Below are 20,967 nucleotides of genomic sequence, written 5' to 3'. Positions count from 1 at the left end.
CGGGGTTCAGCGCCTCTGCGGCTCGTTGCCGAGCACCAGGAGCGTGACGAACGCCAGGATCATCAGCGCCACGGCGACCTCGTAGCTGCCGAGGCCCACGGCACTGCCGATCCCGCCCGTCACCCACAGGCTGGCGGCCGTGGCGGTGCCGTGGACCGTGCCGCTCTGCTTGAGGATCGCGCCGCCGCCGATGAATCCGATGCCCGTGATCAGCCCCTCGATGATCCGGGCCATCGCCTCGGGGGAATGGCCGAGGGAGTGCTCGGCGGCTTCCACGAACCCGCAGGTCGCCAGTGCCACGAGCGGAAAGGTGCGCAGCCCCGCGCTGCGATCCTGCTTTTCCCGGTTCCATCCCAGAGGCAGTGCGAGCACGTAGGCCGCCATCAGGTTGGCCAGGTGGACGAGGGCTTCCCTGAGGTCGATGTCGAAGAGGCTGGCCATGCGGGTGCTCCCGGGCGCCCGTGGGCATCCCCGGGCTCGAACAGGGCGCAAACTTCACGGGCGGCGGAGGGGTTCCATCCCGCCGCGGGCTTGACCGGGGATGCGAGCGGGCCAGCGTCGCAAACCGGCAGAAAATCGGCGCGAATTGACGAGAGGAAGCGCGTGCGCACGCTCGGCGGACAGCAAAATCGCGCGATCCCCGCTTGACCGTTGCAAGAAGCTTGAGCCGCCTCTCGGGACCCCTTATGCATTTTGTGTCGTGGAGCCATCACACTGTCACATGGCTATCGCGACGACACGTCATGAGGGCTGCGGGCTCGATCATGGGCTCGCTCAAGGATGGGCAAACGACCATGAACCTGCGTTCCGTACTGACCGCCTCCGTGCTTCTGGCGGGCACCGCGCTCGTGTCGCAAGCGAGCTACGCGGCGGCTCTCGACGATCTCATCGCCGCCGCCAAGAAGGAAGGCGAACTTACCGTCATTGCTCTGCCCCACGACTGGTGCGGCTACGGCAAGGTCATCGACGGCTTCAAGAAGAAGTACGGCCTCAAGGTCAACGAGCTGAACCCCGACGCGGGCTCGGCCGACGAGATCGAGGCCATCAAGGCCAACAAGGGCAACACCGGCCCGCAGGCCCCCGACGTGATCGACGTCGGCCTCGCCTTCGGTCCGTCGGCCAAGAAGGACGGCCTCACCCAGCCTTACAAGGTGGCCACCTGGGCCGAGATCCCCGACAACGTCAAGGATCCGGAAGGCCACTGGTACGGCGACTACTACGGCGTGATGGCGATCGGCATCAACAAGGACCTGATCAAGACCACCCCCGCCGACTGGTCCGACCTGCTGAAGCCCGACTTCAAGAACGCGGTCGCCCTGCCGGGTGACCCGCGCGCCTCCAACCAGGCGATCCTCGCGGTCATGTCGGCCGGCATCGCCGGCGGCGGCAAGCCCGGCGCGGAATCCGGTGCGAAGGGCCTGGAGTTCTTCGCCGAGCTCAACAAGCGCGGCAACTTCGTGCCCGTCACGGGCAAGTCGGGCACGGTCGCCCAGGGCCAGACCCCGGTCGTGGTGGCGTGGGACTACAACCTGCTCTCCTGGCGCGACAGCCTGAAGGGCAACCCGCCGATCGAGGTCGTCATCCCGAAGTCGTCGTCGCTCGCGGGCGTCTACGTGCAGGCGATCTCCGCCTACGCGCCGCACCCGAATGCGGCGAAGCTGTGGATGGAATACCTCTACTCGGACGAGGGGCAGCTCGGCTGGCTCGCCGGCTACTGCCACCCGGCGCGCTTCAACGCCATGGTCGCCGCCGGCAAGGTGCCGAAGGACCTCCTCGACAAGCTGCCGCCGGCCGAGGGCTATGCCAAGGCGATCTTCCCGACCCTCGAGGAGCAGGAGGCCAACAAGGCCGCCGTCACCGGGAACTGGGACAAGGTGGTCGGCGCGGCCGTGAAGTAAGCCTGCGCCGCACCCTGCGGCGTTCACGTCATCGCCTCCGCCCCTTTCGGGGCGGAGGTTCGTTACAGGCCTTCCGGACCCCATGTCGCAACCGAGCCTCCAGGCCCGAACGGGACTGCTCGCACGCCTGCCGCTCGATTGGATCGGGGTCGGGCCCTTCTTCCTGTTCGCGATCCTCTTCCTGATCCTGCCGACGCTCTACATCGTGGTCGGCGCGTTCACGACGAAGGACGGCGCCTTCACGCTCGACCACATCTACGGTCTGGCGGCGAGCAACATCCTCGCCGCGACGTGGATCTCGGTGAAGCTCAGCGTCCTCACGGCCCTTCTCGGCTGCGTCATCGGCCTCCTGCTGGCCATCGCGATCACGCTGGGCAAGCTGCCCGGCTTCCTGCGCGAGAGCACGCTGACGTTTTCCGGCGTCGCGTCCAACTTCGCCGGCGTGCCGCTGTCCTTCGCCTTCATCGCGACTCTCGGGCGGCTCGGCCTCGTCACCGTCCTGCTGCGGGACTGGTTCGGCTTCAACATCTACTCGACCGGCTTCAACCTCATCAGCTTCACCGGGCTGACGCTGACCTACCTCTACTTCCAGATCCCGCTGATGATCCTCATCGTCACGCCGGCCCTCGACGGCCTCAAGCGCGAGTGGCGCGAGGCGGCCGAGAGCCTGGGCGCCAGCGCCGGCCAGTACTGGCGCATGGTCGCGCTGCCGATCCTGTGGCCGACCCTGCTCGGCACCTTCGCGCTGCTGTTCGCCAACGCCTTCGGCGCCGTGGCGACGGCGATGTCGCTCACCGGCTCGCAGCTCTCCATCCTGCCGATCGTGCTCTTCGCCCAGATCCGCGGCGACGTCCTGCAGGATCCGCATCTCGGGTTCGCCGTGGCCTTCGGCATGATCGTCATCACCGGCGTCGCCAACGTGATCTACATCGCGCTGCGCACCCGTTCGGAGCGGTGGCTCAAATGAGGCTGGCCCGGCTCTGGTGGTGGATCGTCTTCGTTCTGGGCGCCCTCTACTTCTTCCTTCCGCTCATCGGCACCTTCGAGTTCTCGCTGCGCGCCCGACGCGGCGTCTACTCGTTCGACGCCTATGAGCGCGTCCTCGCCGACCCGCAGTTCCAGGCGACCTTCGCCTATTCGGCGGTCATGGCGCTGCTCACCATCGTGCTCGGCATCATCGTGGTGACGCCGACGGCCTTCTGGGTCCGTCTGAGGCTGCCCGGATTGCGGCCCTACATCGAGTTCATCACGCTGCTGCCGCTGGTGATCCCGCCGATCGTCATCGTGTTCGGCTACATCCGCCTCTACAACACCTCGAGCATCCTGCCGCTGACGGGGTCCGCCTTCGGCACGAACGTGCTCCTGATGTGCGGCTACGCGATCCTCGCGCTGCCCTACATGTACCGGTCCGTCGACACGGGACTGCGCACCATCGACGTGCGCACGCTCACCGAGGCGGCCCAGAGCCTGGGCGCCGGCTGGTTCACCATCATAGGCAAGCTCATCATCCCCAACGTGCTGGGCTCCGTCGTGTCCGGCGCGTTCATGACCTTTGCCATCGTCATCGGCGAATACGTCTTCGCGGCCCTGCTCAACCGTCCGGCCTTCGGCCCCTACATGGTCTGGACCGGCGGCAACAAGGCCTACGAGCCGGCGGCGCTCGCCGTCATCGCCTTCGTCATCACCTGGGCGTGCATGGGGCTGATCCAGCTCGGCACGCGCCTGTCCCGCCATGCGAGAGTGCGGTCCTGATGTCCTTCCTCGAGCTCAGCCACATCGAGAAGTCCTTCGGCACCGTGAAGGTGGTCAAGGACTTCAACCTGTCGATCGAGAAGGGCGAGTTCATCTCGCTGCTCGGGCCGTCAGGCTGCGGCAAGACCACCGTGTTGCGCATGCTCGCCGGCTTCGAGACCCCGACCTCCGGGATCGTCCGCCTCGACGGCGCCGACGTCACGCACCAGCGCGCCAACCAGCGCCGCATCGGCATGGTGTTCCAGTCCTACGCCCTGTTCCCGAACCTGACGGTCGCCCAGAACATCGGCTTCGGCCTGAAGGTCGCCGGCGTGCCGAAGGCCGAGGCTGCCGCCCGCGTCACCGAGATGCTCTCGCTCATCGGCCTGCCCGAGCTCGGCGGTCGCTACCCGTTCCAGCTCTCCGGTGGCCAGCAGCAGCGTGTCGCGCTCGCCCGCGCCCTGGCCCCGCGGCCCAAGGTGCTGCTGCTGGACGAGCCGCTCTCGGCGCTGGACGCCAAGATTCGCGTGTCGCTGCGCACCGAAATCCGGCGCATCCAGCGCGAGCTCGGCATCACCACGGTCTTCGTGACCCATGACCAGGAGGAGGCGCTCAGCATCTCCGACCGCGTGGTGGTGATGAACGGTGGCATCGCCGAGCAGGTCGGCGTTCCGGCCACGGTCTACAATCGGCCCACGACGCGCTTCGTCGCGACCTTCGTGGGCACGCTGAACATCTTCGAGGCCCGGGTCGACGATGCGGCGCAAGGCCGGGTCACCCTGGCGGGCCTGTCCGTCACGCTGCCCGAACCGGTGACCGTGCCCGCGGGCCAGACCATCGGCCTCGCGGTGCGTCCGGAAGGCGTGGCGCTCGGCGCGGCCCCGGGCCGAGACATCGTCCTGCCCGCCGAGATCGAGGACGTGCATTTCCTCGGCTCCGTCGTCCGCCTGCGCGCGCGGGCCGGCGACGCGCTCCTGTCCATCGACACCTTCAACCAGTCCGGCTTCGTGCCGCCCATGCCGGGCACGTCCACGCAGGTCTCGCTCTCGTCGCGCGACCTGATCGTGCTGGGGGCGTGAGCACCCCCGTTTGTGGCGTCGATCGCCCCGTGGTATCTATCATGATAGATACCAGATGCGGGAGCTCCGATGACTCAAGCGAAGCCAGCGACAGCGAAGCTCTTCATGCACGGACGAAGCCAGGCCGTAAGGCTTCCCAAGGAGTTCCGATTCGAGGGAACCGAGGTCTTCGTGTGGAGGGATGGTGGCCGCGTCGTTCTGGAACCCATGCAAAAGCCTCCCTTCGACGTAGCAGCCTGGCGCGCGAAGCTCGATGGCTTCCTGAACGACGAGTTCCCGGACGTGGACCGTGATCCGTCGCGCCCCTCGGAAGACATCCGTTTCGACTAGGCTTCCATGACGTTCCTCGACACGAACGTCGTGATTGGCATCATGACGAGGCGGGTCCCGATCTTCGCTGAGCGGATGGCCGCAGAGCTCGGTGCGGCAAATCGCTTCCATCTCTCGTCCATCGTCGTCGCGGAACTCGAATACGGGGCCAGCAAGAGCCGGGATCCTGTCCGAAGCCGCGAGCGTTTGACGGTGTTCATGTCGGCGATCGAGAGCATCGTGCCGTTTGATGAAGAGGACGCTGCCGTTGCGGGAGACATTCGCGCATTCCTGGAGCGAATGGGCACGCCAATCGGCGTTCACGACATACTGATCGCTGCCCAGGCCAGGCGGCGGGACGCCCTGCTCGTCACGAACAACCGGCGTGAGTTCGACCGTGTGCCGGGCCTGTTGGTCTCCGATTGGGGCGCAAGGCCGCCAGCGCCTTGATGCGGCTATGCTAGCCCGGTGAGAACATCGGGAACGTCACCCCGAGCGACCAGGCCAGGATCAGCCCGAGCCCCAGCCCCACGGCCACGGGGGAGAGCGTGCGTCGGCCCACCCAGCCGCCCATCAGCCCGAACACGACGTAGTAGAGCACGATCACCGGGATGATGATCACCAGGAAGAAGAGCCGGTGGAAGTCGAGCGCCACGGCGGCGCCGAGCGAGGCGAGGAAGGCGCCGCGGGCGGCGAGCACGCGCCAGAACGAGGCCCGGCCGCCCTCCGTCGCGAGGCTGTCGGAGACCATGTAGGCGATGGCGCCGACCGCGATGACGGCGATGATGGGTAGGCGGGCCGGAATGGGCATGAACGAAGCGACGTAGCGGTCGAGCCCGCCGCCGAACACCGTGATCCCGTAGGCGGCCAGCGCGAGGCCGGCGCTCCAGGCGACGGCTCCCGGACGGATGCCGGACCACAGCAGGATCGCCAGTGAGATCGCCCCGTACACGAAGAGATGGACGGCGAGGTAGTCGGCCACGAGCACGGGCAGGAAGCGCGTGTCGAACAGGGTGAGCACCAGCGGCGTCACCGCCGCCGGCACCAGAACGGCCAGAAGGAAACCGCGCAACGGCACGGGCGGGGGCGGGGCCGCGCCGGCGGGCAACAGCCGCGCCAGGGGCCAGGCGAGCACCACGAGGCCAGCCATCAGCAGCACGATCCAGCCGCCGGTGGCTGCCACGGGGCCGCTGCTGGTCCGCCCGAAGGTCCGGTCGAGCCAGGCCCGCGCCTCGCCCATCGCCGCCGTCGCGTAGAGCACGCTCACATGCTCGACGCCTTGCGCCACGGCGGCGCGCCGGCCCGTGCCCCGCGCCGGATCGCCGATCGTCGCGTCCTCGGTCGCCGCCGGATCGGCGAGCCGCGCGTTGCGCAGGGAATCGTCGCGCAGGAACTGCTCCCAACCGCCGGAGATCATGAGCAGGTTCTTCGGCTCGGTCGCCGTCACCGCCTGGGAGAACATCGAAATCGCCACCGTCGCCGCCACCCGGGGATCGTCCCTGGCCTGCCGGACGATGATGTCCGAGGCCATCGAATGACCGAGCAGGGCCACCCGTCCGTCGACCCCGGGGAGAGCGAGGGCGGCGTCCGTCACCCGCCCGATCTCCCGCTTCAGGAGGGCGGTGGTGCCCTCCACCCGCGTGACGTCGCCGGACATCGGGGTCGGGTTGCGACCATGTCCCTCGAAGTCGAAGGACATGACGACGTAACCGGCCCGCGCCAGCGTCAGCGCATAGGCCTCCATCAGCTGTCGCGATCCGGCGAAGCCGTGGGCGATGACGATCGCGGGCGCGGGACCGCCGTTGGCCGGCCGATAGACGGTCGCCGGCGTGGCTCCCACGGCGAGCGGCCGGATCGACAGGCCCGAGCGCGCCGCCTCGAGGTGCCACAGCGCGGTCCCGCACAGGGCGATGCCGACGAGGAACGCAATCAGGCGGAGAGGGATGGTGGGCACGGGCGGGCTCGATGATGCGCGAAGCCCATCCTAGGGCTGCCACCCCTCAATGCACCAGCGAGGCGAGCGCCATGCCGCCGAAGCCCGCCATCAGGCCGCCCGCCAGCCAGGTGACGGCCCGGGCCGCGTGCTCGCCCATTGTCTTCACCCGCCAGACCCCGAACGCCGCCGCGATCAGTCCGCTGCGCACGATGCTGATCGCGAGCACCAGCAGCACCGCGACCGCGGCGTAGTCCAGGGTTGCCGCGCTCTTGTAGGCGAGGAAGTGACCGATGAAGAACGTCCCGGTCGTCGGATTGAGAAAGGCGGTCGAGAACCCGAGGTGGAAGTCGGACCGCGTGGGCGCCGACAGCGCGAAGACATGGCGCGAGCGCAGCGTTCGCCAGGCGATGTAGAGGAACAGGACGCCGCTCACCGCGCGCGCCGCGCGGTCGACGACGGCGGCATCCGGCAGCAGGTCGACGACCCCGTAGACCAGGATCGCCAGGCAGATCGAGCCGGCCGTCACCCCGATGCACACCGGCAGGCAGGACCGCCAGCCCCGCAGCAGGGCGATGCTGGCGATCATGATGAAGTTGGGGCCGGGCGTGGCGAGGCAGACGAGATAACCGACGGCAAACAGCGTCAGCGGCGACGAGGTCGCCGGAAACTCGATGACGGGCATGGGCTGAACGATCCGCGCGGAGAAAGGGCAAGGGCGCCGCGGACGACGCTCAGGGCTCGATGTCGGTGAAGATCCGCTCGTAGATCGCGAGGGCGTCGGCGAACCGGCTGGCCCGCATGTGGCGCTGAGCCTCCTCCCGCTGCATCCGGGCCTGGACGAGGGCCTGCGTGGGGAATGCGTCCTCCTGCGCGAAGTCCTCGATCTGGGTCATGACGTGGATGTCCCACGCCGTGCAGAGCGTGCGCTCGTCGAAGGCCTCGCGGATCCTGCGATAGGTCTCTCCGCGCGTGGCGGGCACCTGCACGTCGCCCGTGGCTCCGCTGATGCACAGGGAGCCGAAGAGTTCGTATCCGGCGGGGCAGAAGGCCGGGCGGACGGGGGCCGTCTCCCCGTGCGCCAGCGACGTGGCGGGCAGGACGGCGAAGGCCGCGAGGCATAAGCCGAGGCGCAGGCCGAGCCAGGCATGTGTCATGACCGAGTTCCTTCGATGTGGAGCGATGCCGGCAAAGCCGGCCGCGCTTCCGTGCCCTTGGGCGGGCCCGCCGCTGCGGCGGTGCCCGGTTCAACCGGTCGCGGGTCTCGGCATCGGAGCTTCAGCCGTCCGACGGGACGAGGACGCGACGGGGCGAGAGTGGGCGCGTCGCCGGGCTCGGGCAGTGGAATTGGGCGTGAAATCGGGTGCGGCAGGCGTGAGAACGCCGTGCAAGGAGAGGCCTGTCCGGGGCTGGCATATGGGCGCGCGGGCCGCGCCACGGGTCGTGGGGCCGGCTATCAGGTTCTCACGCGCGTGGGGTTCAGTCCCGCGGCCGGCGGTCCAGGAGCCTGCGGCCACGCCGCGCCGCGAGGGCAGGGTCTTCGGTCACGTCCGGCACCATGTCGGGCGTCCTGTCGAACGGAGCGGCGTCCGGTCCGAGGTTGGGCTTGTTCTGCCCCTTGTCGTCGGCGTCCACCAAGGCGGCGGCGAGCTGCCATCCGACCTGCGGCGCCGCCACGCTGGTCCCGGTGAGGCGCACGATCGAGCCGCTCCGCGTGCCGATGCCGCGCACCCCCGGCAGGACGGCGGACTCGTCGACGGGCGCCGCGCAGTCGACCGAAAGGCCCGCCGGGGCGTCGAGCCGTCCGGCCGAGCTGTGCACGGCCGGCCCTCCGTCCATCGCCACGGTTCCGCCGACCACGATCGTGTGCGCCGCGTCCGTCGCCAGGTCGTTGAGCGAGCCGAAGCGTGTGATCAGCGCGCCGGGGGTATCCTGGACCCTCCAGGTCCCGTCGTCCTCGAACCAGGGTTCGTCCGTGTCGAGCCAGCTCTGCCGGCCGCCGCGGCGGTATCCGAGCGGATCGAAGTCGCGTTGGATGCCCACGTCGATGGGGCCGGCGAGGGCGGCGGCCGGGGCTGCGCGCAGACGAAGTCTCCATCGCCCTGCCGCCGCCTGGGGCTGGCCGGGCAGGGTGTCCGTCCCGACCAGCGAGACCACCAGGCCGCGTCGGGTGGGGTGGACGCCTTCGGGTTCGCTCCAGACCCGGCCGACCTCCACGCCCGTCCGGTCCCTGATCTTGTAGGCGGCCGCCGGGTCGGCGAGATCGCCCGCGGCGAGAACCGTCGCCGTGCCCTGGGGATCGACGATGGTCATCTCCAGGCGGGCGAGGTCCGCCCCCGGCGCGAACCATAGCTCCAGCTGGCTCGGCGTGCGGTCGCTCGCGGGCAGCGCCCACGGCACCTCGGCCGAGAAAGCCTCGGCGCCGTCGCCGGGATCGAGCCGGCCGTTGAGCCGGGACTGGAAGGCATTGCCGGCGGGCAGCGTCATCAGCACGGGCGAGCCGCTCTGCACCCGGACGTCGAGCAGGTCGCGCAGGCGTTGCGCGACCCGGCCCAGGCCGTCGTGGGAGCCGCCCGTGTAGCCGTAGCTGAAGTTCACGATCAACGGCAGCCGGGGCCGGCCGTAGCCCGCCGCGATCCGATCGGCGCGGTCGAGAACGTAGTGCATCGCCTGCAGGATGCCGGCGAAGCGCTCGTCGCCGGCGGTATCGAGCGTCACGGCCGGGGCGAGCTGCACGCCGATGAACCGGACTGCCCCCTTGGCCGTGGCCGCCGCCGTCGCACCGAGCACATGGGCCCCGTGCGAGGCGAAGCGGCGCAGTGAGCAGCCTTGCGCGCCATCGAGCGCAAACGCGCCGGACGCGTCGTAGAGCACGTCCTCGTCGTCGCCATGGGTGGCGATCAGGGCGTCGATGTCGCCCCGGAAGAGCTCGCGCCCGGTCGGGATCGAACCGTCCTCGGGCCAGGGATCGTCGGGCTGGGCGGCGTTGCCCTGCAGCCAGCAGAACTCGACGCGGGAGAAGCGCCCGGTGGGGTCGCGCAACGCCCGGTGCGCGAAAGGCAGGCCATCGTCGATCACCGCGACGACGGCCAGTGGCTCGTCCGCGGGAAGCGCCGCGTCGGGCTGCCACTGGCGTGCCGAGGCCTGCTGGTCCAGGGCCACCACGGCCTGCGCCACCGGTGCGCCGAGACGCAGGCGAAAGCCGGGCTCGCCGATGCGAAAGTCGGGCAGCGCCTCGAGGAGCGGCTGCTTCAGGATGCCGATGAGGTCGCCCAGCGTGAGGCTGCGCAGATCGGCCTTGGGCGGCAGCTGGATGATCAGCGGCACGCAGGTGGGGCCTTTCAGCGCGTCGAAGCCGGCCCAGCGCAGAGCGGTTCGGAAGCGCTTTCCGGGGCCCGGCATGAAGAGCCGGTCCACCGGCATCGGCCCGGGCAGCTCCAGGGTGGCCGTGACGTAGCGGATGCGTTCGTCGGGAAACGTCGGCGCGGCGAAGAGCCCGTTGCGCAGGCGCCAGACACTCGCGGGGCCCAGGAAGAGCCCCGCTTCTTCCTCGATCGCATCGATCCGATCGGCCATGGTCCGGTCTCCGGGGATGGGGCCCGCGTCGGGCGTGTGTCAGCCCAGCGCAAACTCGGCCGTGGCCTGCGACCACAGCCACGTGAAGAGCGGGCTCGAAGCGACCGCATGGGTCCCCTGGTCGCGCGTGAGTCCGCGGTCCTCGGCGGCGGGCTCGTCGTCGAAAAACCTGGCGAAGAAGTCGGCGTGGCGGGCGTCGTAGTGGCGCGGGCGAACGGTCGCCTGGCGTCCGGCGAGGCCGAGAACGACACCGCCGACGAGTTCGCCCAGCGCGGCACCGGCCCAGGTGTCGATGGGGAAGTGCACGCCCGCCACCGTGCGGTTGACCGCGATCCGCTCGGCCTGCTTGGAGACGAGGTCGGCCACGCGCTTGGGCTCGGGGAAGTGGGGCTTCACCGCGGGATCCTCGAGCAGCCCGCGCAGCAGCGTGCGCACCGCGAAGGCCTCGGCCGAGTGGGCGCTCGGGAAGGTGCCGTGGCCCGGGGTGACGATCATCGGCATCACGCTGGCCCCGAGCTTGTCCGGCCTGCGGCAGGCCAGATGATGCTTCACCACCATGGCGACGTGCGACGTGAGGACCTGCGTCACCGTGATCAGCTCGAAGGTCTTCTGGTAGGCGGCGCCAAGGCCGAGGAGGCCAGTGAAATAGGCGGTGGGATAGCCGATCTGGGTGAGGATCTCCGGCGCCCGGTCGGCCCGCTGCTCCGCGTAGGTGCGCATGAACTCCAGCTGCTGGCGGAACACGTCGATGGACGGGCGCACGAGCGTGTAAACGGCCTCGCCGTCGTGCTTGAGGACGAAGGCGGGATGCTCGGCATCGCGATCGGGAACGATCCAGTCGAAGGCGCGCAGGGCCTCCGTGAGGTAGAGCGAGCCGCGGACCCACTGTTCCCACTTCTCGAGGTTCTTCTCCGGTCCCATGGCCAGCGGGGTGAAGCTGCCGCGGGGCTGCGCGCCGTCGTCGTCGGGGCCGGCGACGTGGGCGATGGACTGCGTCGCCACCAGGACACCGGTGACCACGCCGGGATCGTTGCCGGCTGCCGCGAGTCCGCCCGCACCGCCGAGGCCCCCGAGACCGCCCAGGCCTCCGAGACCTCCGAGGCCTCCGAGACCTCCCAGTCCGCCCAGGCCTCCAAGCCCACCCAGGCCCCCGAGCCCGCCGAGTCCGCCCAATCCGCCAAGTCCACCCATGCCCGCCATGGCCGTGCTCCCTATCGAATGCCGGATGCGGCCAGCGCCGTGATCACCCGCCGGCCGACCTCGAAGTCGGCCGCTGGGTGAGCCCGGCGGTAGCCGTCGATGGTGAAGTTCGGCTGGCGCTGCATCAGCAGGGCCGCCGTCTTGCGGGCCTCGTCGCGCCGGCCGAGATAGTGCTGGGCGGCGATGAGGGTCCGCATGGAGGACAGGTGCCGGCCATTGGCGGCGAGCGAGCGCTGGGCCAGCGTCGCCGCGGCTTCGTAGTGCCCGGCCGACATGTGAACCGAGGCGCCGAGCGCGTCGAAGAAGTAGCCGAAGGGATCGATGGGCGACAGGCGCCGGCCGCGCTCGGCCATGGTGACGGCCTCGCCGGCCTTGTCCTGGAAAGCCAGCAGAGCGCCGTTCAGCAGCCAGGACAGGGCCTCGCTGGGGTTGTGGCGCAAGGCGAGCGCATAGCGGTCGGCCGCCACGTCCATCCGCTTCAGGAGGTTGTTCTGCGCGAAGCCGTCGATGGTCAGGCAGAAGCTGTTGGTCGGCTCGATGTCCAGCCCCCGGGCCGTCCAGTCCAGAGACCGCTGGGTGTCTGCAGCGGGGTCGCTGCTCCAGTAGTTGAACACGCTGAGCACGTACCATTTGCCCAGCCACCCATGGATCGACGCTGCGCCCGGCACGCGCGCTACGGCCTCCTCCAGGAAGGCCCGGCCCCGCGCGAAATCCCTGAGCGCGGGCCGGTGCATCAGGCCCACGCCCGCCACCACGAGCCGGTGATCCTCGATGTCGGACAAGGGGCGTCCGGCCACCTCGGTGATGGCCGCCTCGGTCACCTCACGTCCCACCGCCTCGACGGCGTTGCGGATGGCGGCGAGGCCGTCCTCGAAGCAGCGGCCCTCGTCGAGGCCGTACTCCCGCGTCAGCAGCAGGCGGCCGGTGTCAGCGGCCACGAGGTCAATGGCCAGGAGGAGCGAGCCGCCGTCGGGCCGGATGCTGCCCGTCATGCAGTAGTCGACCTGCAGGCGCTCGCGCACCGTCTCCATCGCCGGTTGGGAGCGGGCGAGCTCCCGCGACGACAGGTGGGAGATCACCGACAGCAGGTGCGAGCGGCTCAGGGCGCGACAGGCTTCCTCGGCCAGCCAGTCGCCCAGCGTCGCCTGGTCCTTGTCCCCCGGCACACTGCGGAACGGCAGCACGGCGATGGCGGGCAGCATGTCTGCCGGGGCAGGGCTGCGGCGCGGCGTCGGGGCCGGCTCCGACCCGCCGCGGGCCGCGGCCGGCACGCGCGCCGCCCGCATCTCCGATAGCCAGCGCAGGAAACCCGGTGTCTTGACCTCGATGCCTTCCAGGAAAGTGCCGCTCCCCGGCTCGCCCAGAAGCGCGACCCGCGAAAGGTCGAGGATGAGTTCGGTCGTCGTCGCCGTGATCAGCGCGTCGAAGTGGGGGCCCAGACTCTTGCGCAGGTCGGACACGGCCCGCCGCAGGTTCTGGTTGCCGGTGTCGTAGTCGCCCGCGCCCCACAACGTCTCCTGGACGAAGGCCCGGGTGCGCCGGCCATGGGGGGCAGTCGCCAGGAGGGCGAAGAGCGCCTTGTGCTTGGCGCCGGTGATCTCGACGGGCGCGTCACCGGTCGTCCTGACCAGGCAGGCTCCGTAGAGATTGACCTCGACCAGCGTGTCCGCCATGCGCGCCTCTCGCGATCCCGTCTGGAGGCTATCGCGCGCGGGCCGGTGCAACAATTGGCTTCACGGGCATTTCACGCCCTTCTCACGGCACCGCCGCGGCAACTGGCACTATGCTTGGTCGTCAGGTCATCAGGACACAAAAACGTGCCAAAGTTCTCTTCAAGCGAAGCCGAAAATCCCCGCGATCTCGCCGAATTCGTCCTGCGATGGCACGAGTTCCGCGCCGTCGCCGAGCGTGCCCTCGTCGACATGCGCGACGACGGCGAGAAGGCCATGGTGCTGGGCTGGCTCATCCGGCTCGCCGAGTGCGTGGGTCCGCACGACCTGGTTCCCACGACGGGGTTCCGCAGGACGTGAGCCTGGGACCGTGCGGCTGAACGGCGGCCCGGCGGGCTCACGGCCCCAGGCAGCGTAGCGTCGCGTCCATGACGGCGCGCGCCCGCGCGAGCGGGCCGAGCCCTCGCTCCTGCAGGACGCGGGAGGGGACCTCGATGTCGAGGACGATGTCCGGCGGCAGCAGCGCGACGAAGCCGGGAAGGTCGAAGCTGCCTTCGCCCGGCAGCATGCGGTTGCTCACGGCTTCGGCGAAGGCCTCTTCCGGACCGACCGTCGGCGGCCCGTCGCACAGCTGCGCGTAGCCGATCGGCGCGCCGGCCATGCAGCGCAACGGCTCGATGCCGTGGTCGTTGCGGTGCAGGTGCAGCGCGTCCACGGCCAGCGCCGCGTTGGCCGGGCGCCCGCGGGCGAGGAACCCCTGGGCCGCGCCGAAGGTGCGGATCTGGGTGAACGCGTGAAACTCGACGTGCACGGCCAGGCCGCGCGCCGCGGCCTCCTCGCACAGCGCGCTGAAGCGGTCGAAGGCGCGGCCGAGGTCGGGGTCGCCCACCAGCACGGTCAACCTGGCGGCGCCCAGCGACGCGCCGAGGTCGAGCGCCGGCACGAAGGCTTCCGCCGGCACCGACGGGCGCAAGACGAAGGCCTCGAGGTTGTGCACCCGGACGCCGGTATCGGCCAGTCGCGCCCGGACGTCGCGCGCCACCAGCCCATCGGTGACGATGGGGTAGGTGTCGTTGCTGCGCCCGGTCGCCTGCACGAAGAGCGTGACGGTGGGGCAGCCGATGTCCGCGGCGATCGTGACGACCTCGGCCGGGCTCGCGTCCAGCACGGTCAGGTGGTGGAGGCCAAGACGCTCGCGCAATGCTTGAGCGGACCTGTCCATGCGACTCAAATCGCTGTCAGACCGCCATCGGCCACCAGCGTCATCCCGGTGCAGAAGCTCGCCTCGTCCGACAGCAGGAAGCACACCGGGGCGGCGATCTCCTCGGGCTCCGCGATGCGCTTCTGGATCGAGTCGCTCGACGACATCGCCGCGCCCTTCGCGTAGTCGCCTTCGCCACGGGCATAATAGAGCGGCTCGGTCATGCCCGTGCGCACGGTGCCGGGGGCGATCACGTTGACGCGCACCTTGTCGTCGGCGGCATCGAGCGAGAGCTGCCGGGAGAGCGCCATGATCGCGCCCTTGGCGGCGGAGTACGCCGCGAGATTTCTGCGGGCCGTGAGACCCGCGACGGACGCGACGTTGACGATCGCCCCCCCGCCGGAAGCCCGCAGCCGGGGCAACGCCGCCCGACACGCGAGGAACGTCCCGGTCACGTGGACCCGCAGCATGCGCTCGAACTGCTCGGCCGTGAACTGCTCGATGGGGGCGAACTCCACGTGGCCCGCGGCGCAGAAAACGCTGTCGAGCCGCCCGAACGTCGCGTGGGTCTTCGCGACGGCCGCCTCCACCGAGGCTTCGTCGCCCACGTCGCAGGTGATCGCCAACCCACCCGGGATCGAGGCCGCCACGGCCTCGGCCGCGGCGCCATTGCGATCGGCCACGGCCACCTTGCCGCCTTCCGAGGCATAGCGTCGTGCCGTCGCGGCCCCCAGGCCCGAACCGCCGCCGGTGACGAACAGAACGCGGTTGGCGAAGCGCATGGCATCCTCCCTGAATATCTTTGTGACGATACTGTATACGCAGATCGAGGCAGTGTGGAAGCGTGTCTGTGCGCTCTGGCCGACAAGGCTCATCCTCTCCGCCGTCATGGCCGGGCTTGGCCCGGCCACCCACGACTTCGCCTGTCCCAACCAAAGTCGTGGATGCCCGGGCGGAGCCCGGGCAGGACGCCAGACAGGGCAATTGGTGAGTTGATTGGTAAAGCCGTATACAGGTCGGCCCTTCTGCGCATACCTTATTCCAAACACAGGGGAGGGCGCATGCAGACCGATTTCGACGTCGTGGTCCTGGGCACCGGCGCGGCCGGGATGGTGGCGGCATTGGCGGCGCATGATGCCGGCGCGCGCGTGGGCCTCTTCGAGAAAGCCTCGGTCGTCGGCGGCACCACGGCGCTGTCCGGCGGCGTCGCCTGGATGCCGGACAACCGGCTCGCCCGCGACGCCGGCCTGCCCGACTCCCGCGCCGACGCGCTCGCCTATCTGGCGGCTCTCTCGAATGGCCTGATCCGCCCCGAGATGGCGGAGGCCTTCGTCGACGGCGTGGCCGAGGCGCTGAACTACCTGGAAACGAAGACCCCGGTTCGCTTCCATCTGCTGCCCATCCCCGACTACCACCCCGAACACCCGGGCGGCTGTCCGAAGGGTGGCCGGTCCATCGAACCGGGGACGTTCTCGTTCGCGGGCCTCGGCGACTGGAGCGACCGCGTGGGCATCGGCCAGTTCTCCGATCCGGTCACCGGGCACGTCTACATGACGACGCGGGAATCGCCGCGCGGGGGTGGAGCGGGGCGGATCGACGAGGCCGAGATGCAGCGCCGCCGCGAGGCGAAGGTCAACGGCCGCGGCCGCGGCATGATCGGGGCTCTGCTGGCGGCCTGCCTGGAGCGCGGGTTCGCGCCCGTCACGGAGGCGCGCGCGGTCGAGTTGATCACCGACGGCCGGCGCGTCACCGGCGTGCGCATCGAGAAGGACGGCAAGGTCCACGACGTCACGGCCCGCGGCGGCGTCGTCATCGCCACCGGCGGCTTCGAGTGGAACGCCGACATGGTCACGGGCTTCCTGCGTGGACCCATGCAGCACCCCGCCTCGATCCCGACCAACACCGGCGATGGCCAGGCGATGGCGATGAAGGCCGGCGCCCGCATGGGCAACATGCGCGAGGCGTGGTGGATGCCGGTCTGCCTGCTGCCCGGCGTGAAGCAGTATGGCGAGCAGAAGGTGGTGCTGATCCTGCGCGAGCGGGCGCTCCCGGGCGGCATCATCGTCAACCGCAAGGGCCGCCGCTTCGTCAACGAGGCCACCAACTACAACGCGCTCGGCGGCGCGTTCCACCAGTTCGACCCGGTGCGCTTCGAATACGGCAACCTGCCGTGCTGGCTCGTCTTCGACGCCTCCATGATCGAGCGATACGGCTTCCTCGACGTGCCGGCCGGCGGCACCATGCCGGCCTGGGTGCCGAGCGGCGCGACGCCGGAGGAGCTCGCGGCCAGGGTCGGGATCGATCCGGCGGGCCTGCGCGCCAGCCTCGAGCGCTGGAACGCCGCGGTGGCGGCGGGTTCCGACCCGGAGTTCGGCCGTGGCGACAGCGCCTATGACGGCTTCAACGGCGACCTCAGCCAGTATCCGGGCAAGGGCGCCACGCTCGGCCCCATCGGCACGGCGCCGTATTACGCGCTCGAGATCGTCTCCAGCACGCTCGGCACCAAGGGCGGGCCGGTCACCGATGGGCACGGCGCCGTGCTCGACAACGACGGTCTGCCGATCCACGGCCTGTTCGCCGCGGGCAACGCCATGGCCGGGCCGACCGGCATGGTCTATGGCGGGGCGGGCGGCACGCTCGGGCCCGCCATCGTGTTCGGCTATCGCTCCGGCCGCCGCGCCGCCGCGCAAGTGGACGCGATGGTCAACGCCTGAAAAAACACAAAACCCGCCCGCTGCGTATACAGGCGCTTGCCGGGGCGGGCGGGTGGTGTAGGATCGGGCCAATCAATCACGCGGGGAGTGCGCCATGGATCTCGGCCTCAAGGGCAAGAAGGCGATCATCACCGGGGCGACCCGCGGCATCGGCCGGCGCATCGCCGACATCCTGGCCGCCGAGGGCTGCGACATCGCGATTTGCGCGCGCAAGCCCGAGGAGGTCGAAGAGGCCGTCACCGCGCTGAAGGCGCATGGCACCAAGGTGCTGGGCTCCGTCGTCAACGTGAAGGACGCCGAGCCCTACAAGGCCTGGCTGGTCGAGACCGCCGAGAAGCTCGGCGGCTGCGACATCTTCATCCCCAACGTCAGCGCCGGCGGCGGCATGGACGGGGAGAAGAACTGGTACCGCAACTTCGAGATCGACCTCATGGGCGCGGTTCGCGGCTGCGAGGCCCTGATGCCGGCGCTGAAGGAATCGGGCCACGGCTCGATCGTCTTCATCGGCACGACCGCAGCGGTCGAGACCTTCATGGCGCCGATGGCCTACAACGCCCTCAAGGCGGCGCTGATCACCTACGCCAAGCAGCTCTCGCAGGTGACCTTCCGGCGCAACATCCGCGTCAACGTGGTGTCGCCCGGCCCGATCATCTTCGAGGGCGGCTCGTGGGAGCAGATCAAGGCGAGCCAGCCGCAGATCTACGAATCGACGTTGGCTCAGCAGCCGAGCGGCCGCATGGGCGAGCCCGAGGAGGTGGCGCGCTGCGTGGTCTTCCTGGCGAGCCCGGCGGCGTCCTGGGTCACCGGCACCAACCTCATCGTCGACGGCGGCATGACGAAGCGCGTCCAGTTCTGACGCGGGGGGCGCCCGGCGCGGCGGCAGGCCATGGTGATCCGCTACGACCGGCCCAACCTCCTCGTCGCCACCAAGGGCCACCCTTTCGACAAGGCCGCGTTCTGTGGCCTCTTCGATCGTCTGCAAGGCTTCACCTCGCAGGGCTTTACCTGGACGCATGTCGAGCAGCCCGCTGCCGCGCGCCTGCTCGACCCTCGGATGGCCGAGGACTTCGCGGCCATCGTCTTCTACGACCTGCCCGGCCTGCGGTTCCGCGCGCGGCGCCCGCCCGATCTCATCGAGCCCACGGACGCGATGAAGGAGGGCTTCGAGGCCCTGCTGGCGGCCGGCAAGCCCCTCGTCTTCCTGCACCACGCGATCGCCGGCTGGCCGACCTGGGACCGCTATGCGGAAGCCATCGGCACGCGCTTCTTCTACCGCCCCGGCTCCTACAAGGGCCGGGACTACCCGGACTCGGGCTACCGCTCCGCGGTACGCTACGAGGCCGACGTCGTGGCTGGGCACCCCGTGACCGAGGGCCTGCCCGAGCGCATCGCGTTCGAGGACGAGCTCTACCTGATGCCCCTGCTCGAGCCTGACGTGGCGCCTCTCGTCCGGGCGCGCTTCGACTTCGTCGCCGGGAACTTCCACTCGGCCGCAGCCGCGGTCGAGGGCCGGGCCGAGAGCCGGGATGGATGGACCCATCCGCCCGGCACCGACCTGATCGCGTGGGCGCGCCGGGCCGGGCGCAGCCCGGTCGTGGTCATCCAGTGCGGCAACGACGGCGCCACCTTTTCCAACCCCGCCTTCGAGCGCCTGCTCGGCAATGCCGTGGCCTGGGTCACCAGCCCGCAGGCCGCCGCCTGGGCCGCGGGCCGCGACGGGAGCACGCCATGACCCTCCTCGATCCGCTGACGATCGGCGGCACGCTGCAGGCCGCGGCGCAGCGCTGGCCCGAAGGGGAGGCCCTCGTCATGGACGGCCGCCGCCTCACCTGGGCGGGGCTTTGGGACGAAGCGGTGCGCCACGCGCAGGCGCTCGTCGGCCTCGGCATCCGGCCCGGCCAGCACGTCGCGCTGCTGATCCCCAACAGCATCGACTACGCGGTGTTGATCCACGCCACCGCGCTCATCGGCGCGACGGTGCTCACCATCAACGCACGCTACCGGGACGACGAGCTGCGCTACGTGCTCGCCCATTCGGACGCCGACGCCCTTATCATCGGCGGGCACGCACTGGCCCATCACGACTATCGGACGATGCTGGGGCGCATCTATCCCGAACTCGCCGACTGGCAGCAGGGCACGCCGCTGCAGCTTGCCGCCGCGCCGCGGCTGCGGCTGATCGTCAATCTCGAGGATCCGCGCGAGACCCGCTGGCCCACCCGCGCGACACTCGACGCCACCGCTGCGACCGTCGAGACAGGGGAGGTGATGGCGCGCGCCGCCGCGGTTCGCGGGGACGACATCGCCATCATGATGTTCTCCTCGGGCACCACGGCCTATCCGAAGGCCTGCATGCTGCCTCACGCCTGCCTCGCGCGGACGGCGGCGGCGCTCGCCGACCGGTTCCGGCTCACCGCCGCCGACCGGATCTTCGATCCGCTGCCGTTCTTCCACATGTCGACGATGCTGCCGATGGCGGCCTGCCGGGCGTCCGGCGCCACCTTCGTCGGGCGCCTCCACTTCGACGCGGGCGAGGCGCTCGCCGTCATGGAGGAGGAGCGCATCACCTTCTCCTATGCCTCCTTCCCGACCATGATGTCGGCCATCGTCGCGCATCCCGACTTCCCGCGCCGCGATCTCTCCCGCATCCGCCTCGTCCACGCCGTCGGCCCGGCCGACCTGCTGCGCCGCTATTCGGCAGCCTTCCCCCAGGCCTTCCTCGCCAACGCCTACGGGCTCACCGAGGCGACGGGCGTACCGGTCTACAACGAACTCACCGATCCCCAGGAGCTGGCTTTCTCGGTGAGTGGCCGGCCCTTTCCCGGCATCGGGATCCAGGTGGTGGACGTCGAGACGCTGGAGCCCCTGCCGCCCGGCGAACGCGGCGAGATCTGGCTGCGCGGCTACGCGATCTTCGCGGGCTACTACAACGACCCGGAGGCGACTGCCCGGACGCTGCGCCCCGACGGCTGGCTGCGCACCGGCGACATCGGCTCCCTCGATCCGGACGGCCGCATCCGCTACGAGGGCCGCCTCAAGGACATGCTCAAGATCGGCGGCGAGAACGTCGCCGCGGTGGAAATCGAGAGTTATCTCTGCACCCACCCCGACATCCTGGTGGCGCAGGTCGTCGGCGTGCCGGACGACCACTACCTCGAGGTCGCCGCCGCCTACGTCCAGCTCCGCGACGGTTCCTCGCTGACGCCCGAGGAGGTCGTACGCTACTGCCTCGGCAAGATCGCCACCTTCAAGATCCCGCGCTACGTCCGCATGGTGACCGAGTGGCCCATGAGCGCCACCAAGATCCAGAAATTCCAGCTGCTCAAGAGCTTCGTTCCGGACGGGAAGATCGACCCGCGCGCGATGCGGTAGACGCACCCAGGCCCCTCGTCCTGAGCCGGCCTCGGAGCGGCCGAGTCGAAGGACGCAGGATGTGGCCGCCGCACTTTCGGGGCTCCTTCGACTCACGGCCCTGCGGGCCTTGGCTCAGGATGGAGACCTTTGCACGAGGGCCAGTCCCCCAACCTCCACATCCTGAGCAGCCCCCGAAGGCGGCGTGTCGAAGGACGCAGAATGGCCGTGGAGCTTCAGGGCCTCGACTGACCAGTATGCGTCCTTCGACACGCCCGCTCCGCGGGCTGCTCAGGATGAGGAGA

At 70.0% G+C, this 20,967-nt stretch carries 20 protein-coding genes; 11 read left to right on the top strand and 9 right to left on the bottom strand.

Translation table 11 applies throughout. From position 1 onward, the window contains the following. Positions 1 to 6: 6 nt before the first annotated feature. Positions 7 to 441 carry an MgtC/SapB family protein gene (locus Q0Q47_RS04820; protein WP_293855180.1) on the bottom strand — a complete coding sequence of 145 codons (435 nt, stop codon included), beginning with the start codon at positions 439 to 441 and terminating at the stop codon, positions 7 to 9. 353 nt (positions 442 to 794) lie between these two features. On the opposite strand from Q0Q47_RS04820, the gene Q0Q47_RS04815 reads away from it, so the two are divergent. The 6 genes from Q0Q47_RS04815 (at position 795) to Q0Q47_RS04790 (ending at position 5,467) form a co-directional block, all read left to right on the top strand. Then, entirely contained in the window at positions 795 to 1,898 is a 1,104-nt protein-coding gene (locus Q0Q47_RS04815) for an ABC transporter substrate-binding protein (protein WP_293855177.1), read from the top strand. 82 nt (positions 1,899 to 1,980) lie between these two features. Then, positions 1,981 to 2,865, top strand: a complete 885-nt coding sequence (locus Q0Q47_RS04810; protein ID WP_293855174.1) for an ABC transporter permease subunit — start codon at positions 1,981 to 1,983, stop codon at positions 2,863 to 2,865. Continuing rightward, positions 2,862 to 3,650 (top strand): ABC transporter permease, encoded by a 789-nt coding sequence (locus Q0Q47_RS04805; protein WP_293855171.1) that lies wholly within the window; start codon positions 2,862 to 2,864, stop codon positions 3,648 to 3,650. The genes Q0Q47_RS04810 and Q0Q47_RS04805 overlap by 4 nt, the downstream gene beginning before the upstream one ends. Continuing rightward, entirely contained in the window at positions 3,650 to 4,708 is a 1,059-nt protein-coding gene (locus Q0Q47_RS04800) for an ABC transporter ATP-binding protein (protein WP_293855168.1), read from the top strand. Before Q0Q47_RS04805 ends, Q0Q47_RS04800 begins: the two co-directional genes overlap by 1 nt. 69 nt (positions 4,709 to 4,777) lie before the next feature. Beyond that, positions 4,778 to 5,038 (top strand): AbrB/MazE/SpoVT family DNA-binding domain-containing protein, encoded by a 261-nt coding sequence (locus Q0Q47_RS04795; RefSeq protein ID WP_293855165.1) that lies wholly within the window; start codon positions 4,778 to 4,780, stop codon positions 5,036 to 5,038. A gap of 6 nt (positions 5,039 to 5,044) precedes the next feature. After that, a complete protein-coding gene (locus Q0Q47_RS04790; protein WP_293855162.1) occupies positions 5,045 to 5,467 on the top strand; it encodes a type II toxin-antitoxin system VapC family toxin in 423 nt (140 codons plus the stop codon). 10 nt (positions 5,468 to 5,477) lie between these two features. Here the strand turns inward: Q0Q47_RS04790 and Q0Q47_RS04785 are convergent, their stop codons facing one another. The 6 genes from Q0Q47_RS04785 to Q0Q47_RS04760 form a co-directional block, all read right to left on the bottom strand. After that, positions 5,478 to 6,971, bottom strand: a complete 1,494-nt coding sequence (locus Q0Q47_RS04785; RefSeq protein WP_293855159.1) for an alpha/beta fold hydrolase — start codon at positions 6,969 to 6,971, stop codon at positions 5,478 to 5,480. 46 nt (positions 6,972 to 7,017) lie between these two features. Continuing rightward, positions 7,018 to 7,635: a LysE family transporter gene (locus Q0Q47_RS04780; protein ID WP_293855156.1), complete on the bottom strand. Its 618-nt coding sequence runs from the start codon at positions 7,633 to 7,635 to the stop codon at positions 7,018 to 7,020. A gap of 49 nt (positions 7,636 to 7,684) precedes the next feature. Then, positions 7,685 to 8,107, bottom strand: a complete 423-nt coding sequence (locus tag Q0Q47_RS04775; protein WP_293855153.1) for a hypothetical protein — start codon at positions 8,105 to 8,107, stop codon at positions 7,685 to 7,687. 322 nt (positions 8,108 to 8,429) lie between these two features. Continuing rightward, positions 8,430 to 10,526 carry a hypothetical protein gene (locus Q0Q47_RS04770; RefSeq protein ID WP_293855150.1) on the bottom strand — a complete coding sequence of 699 codons (2,097 nt, stop codon included), beginning with the start codon at positions 10,524 to 10,526 and terminating at the stop codon, positions 8,430 to 8,432. 39 nt (positions 10,527 to 10,565) lie between these two features. Beyond that, on the bottom strand, positions 10,566 to 11,726 hold the full coding sequence (locus tag Q0Q47_RS04765; protein WP_293855147.1) for a phosphatase PAP2 family protein: 1,161 nt from the start codon (positions 11,724 to 11,726) through the stop codon (positions 10,566 to 10,568). Between the two features lie 11 nt (positions 11,727 to 11,737). After that, positions 11,738 to 13,399 (bottom strand): hypothetical protein, encoded by a 1,662-nt coding sequence (locus Q0Q47_RS04760; protein WP_293855144.1) that lies wholly within the window; start codon positions 13,397 to 13,399, stop codon positions 11,738 to 11,740. Positions 13,400 to 13,543: 144 nt separating this feature from the next. On the opposite strand from Q0Q47_RS04760, the gene Q0Q47_RS04755 reads away from it, so the two are divergent. Then, on the top strand, positions 13,544 to 13,756 hold the full coding sequence (locus Q0Q47_RS04755; RefSeq protein ID WP_293855141.1) for a hypothetical protein: 213 nt from the start codon (positions 13,544 to 13,546) through the stop codon (positions 13,754 to 13,756). 37 nt (positions 13,757 to 13,793) lie between these two features. Here Q0Q47_RS04755 and Q0Q47_RS04750 read toward each other — a convergent pair whose 3' ends face one another. Further along, positions 13,794 to 14,618: a TIM barrel protein gene (locus Q0Q47_RS04750; protein ID WP_293855138.1), complete on the bottom strand. Its 825-nt coding sequence runs from the start codon at positions 14,616 to 14,618 to the stop codon at positions 13,794 to 13,796. 5 nt (positions 14,619 to 14,623) lie between these two features. Further along, a complete protein-coding gene (locus Q0Q47_RS04745; protein WP_293855135.1) occupies positions 14,624 to 15,472 on the bottom strand; it encodes an SDR family NAD(P)-dependent oxidoreductase in 849 nt (282 codons plus the stop codon). A 186-nt stretch (positions 15,473 to 15,658) separates the two neighbouring features. On the opposite strand from Q0Q47_RS04745, the gene Q0Q47_RS04740 reads away from it, so the two are divergent. The 4 genes from Q0Q47_RS04740 (at position 15,659) to Q0Q47_RS04725 (ending at position 20,683) form a co-directional block, all read left to right on the top strand. Continuing rightward, positions 15,659 to 17,311: an FAD-binding protein gene (locus Q0Q47_RS04740; protein ID WP_293855132.1), complete on the top strand. Its 1,653-nt coding sequence runs from the start codon at positions 15,659 to 15,661 to the stop codon at positions 17,309 to 17,311. Positions 17,312 to 17,405: 94 nt separating this feature from the next. Beyond that, positions 17,406 to 18,167: an SDR family NAD(P)-dependent oxidoreductase gene (locus Q0Q47_RS04735; protein WP_293855129.1), complete on the top strand. Its 762-nt coding sequence runs from the start codon at positions 17,406 to 17,408 to the stop codon at positions 18,165 to 18,167. Between the two features lie 30 nt (positions 18,168 to 18,197). Further along, complete coding sequence (locus Q0Q47_RS04730) at positions 18,198 to 19,043, top strand: ThuA domain-containing protein (RefSeq protein WP_293855125.1); 846 nt, start codon at positions 18,198 to 18,200, stop codon at positions 19,041 to 19,043. Then, the gene (locus Q0Q47_RS04725; RefSeq protein WP_293855122.1) at positions 19,040 to 20,683 is read left to right on the top strand and encodes an AMP-binding protein; all 1,644 of its coding nucleotides are present in this window, start codon (positions 19,040 to 19,042) and stop codon (positions 20,681 to 20,683) included. The genes Q0Q47_RS04730 and Q0Q47_RS04725 overlap by 4 nt, the downstream gene beginning before the upstream one ends. Positions 20,684 to 20,967 lie beyond the last annotated feature (284 nt).

The sequence above is a fragment of the uncultured Alsobacter sp. genome, assembly GCF_945952055.1.
In the GTDB taxonomy this organism is placed as follows: Bacteria; Pseudomonadota; Alphaproteobacteria; order Rhizobiales; family Beijerinckiaceae; genus Alsobacter.
This window is presented reverse-complemented; position numbering and strand designations above follow the sequence as displayed.

What these genes read in the sequence shown, in the direction of transcription:
- Q0Q47_RS04730 (WP_293855125.1), top strand. Translation starts at nt 18,198, where the DNA reads ATGGTGATCCGCTACGACCGGCCCAACCTCCTCGTCGCCACCAAGGGC.
- Q0Q47_RS04750 (WP_293855138.1), bottom strand. Translation starts at nt 14,618, where the DNA reads ATGGACAGGTCCGCTCAAGCATTGCGCGAGCGTCTTGGCCTCCACCAC.
- Q0Q47_RS04790 (WP_293855162.1), top strand. Translation starts at nt 5,045, where the DNA reads ATGACGTTCCTCGACACGAACGTCGTGATTGGCATCATGACGAGGCGG.
- Q0Q47_RS04780 (WP_293855156.1), bottom strand. Translation starts at nt 7,635, where the DNA reads ATGCCCGTCATCGAGTTTCCGGCGACCTCGTCGCCGCTGACGCTGTTT.
- Q0Q47_RS04745 (WP_293855135.1), bottom strand. Translation starts at nt 15,472, where the DNA reads ATGAGCCTTGTCGGCCAGAGCGCACAGACACGCTTCCACACTGCCTCG.
- Q0Q47_RS04815 (WP_293855177.1), top strand. Translation starts at nt 795, where the DNA reads ATGAACCTGCGTTCCGTACTGACCGCCTCCGTGCTTCTGGCGGGCACC.
- Q0Q47_RS04810 (WP_293855174.1), top strand. Translation starts at nt 1,981, where the DNA reads ATGTCGCAACCGAGCCTCCAGGCCCGAACGGGACTGCTCGCACGCCTG.
- Q0Q47_RS04775 (WP_293855153.1), bottom strand. Translation starts at nt 8,107, where the DNA reads ATGACACATGCCTGGCTCGGCCTGCGCCTCGGCTTATGCCTCGCGGCC.
- Q0Q47_RS04740 (WP_293855132.1), top strand. Translation starts at nt 15,659, where the DNA reads ATGCAGACCGATTTCGACGTCGTGGTCCTGGGCACCGGCGCGGCCGGG.
- Q0Q47_RS04765 (WP_293855147.1), bottom strand. Translation starts at nt 11,726, where the DNA reads ATGGCGGGCATGGGTGGACTTGGCGGATTGGGCGGACTCGGCGGGCTC.
- Q0Q47_RS04725 (WP_293855122.1), top strand. Translation starts at nt 19,040, where the DNA reads ATGACCCTCCTCGATCCGCTGACGATCGGCGGCACGCTGCAGGCCGCG.
- Q0Q47_RS04795 (WP_293855165.1), top strand. Translation starts at nt 4,778, where the DNA reads ATGACTCAAGCGAAGCCAGCGACAGCGAAGCTCTTCATGCACGGACGA.
- Q0Q47_RS04770 (WP_293855150.1), bottom strand. Translation starts at nt 10,526, where the DNA reads ATGGCCGATCGGATCGATGCGATCGAGGAAGAAGCGGGGCTCTTCCTG.
- Q0Q47_RS04820 (WP_293855180.1), bottom strand. Translation starts at nt 441, where the DNA reads ATGGCCAGCCTCTTCGACATCGACCTCAGGGAAGCCCTCGTCCACCTG.
- Q0Q47_RS04760 (WP_293855144.1), bottom strand. Translation starts at nt 13,399, where the DNA reads ATGGCGGACACGCTGGTCGAGGTCAATCTCTACGGAGCCTGCCTGGTC.
- Q0Q47_RS04735 (WP_293855129.1), top strand. Translation starts at nt 17,406, where the DNA reads ATGGATCTCGGCCTCAAGGGCAAGAAGGCGATCATCACCGGGGCGACC.
- Q0Q47_RS04805 (WP_293855171.1), top strand. Translation starts at nt 2,862, where the DNA reads ATGAGGCTGGCCCGGCTCTGGTGGTGGATCGTCTTCGTTCTGGGCGCC.
- Q0Q47_RS04800 (WP_293855168.1), top strand. Translation starts at nt 3,650, where the DNA reads ATGTCCTTCCTCGAGCTCAGCCACATCGAGAAGTCCTTCGGCACCGTG.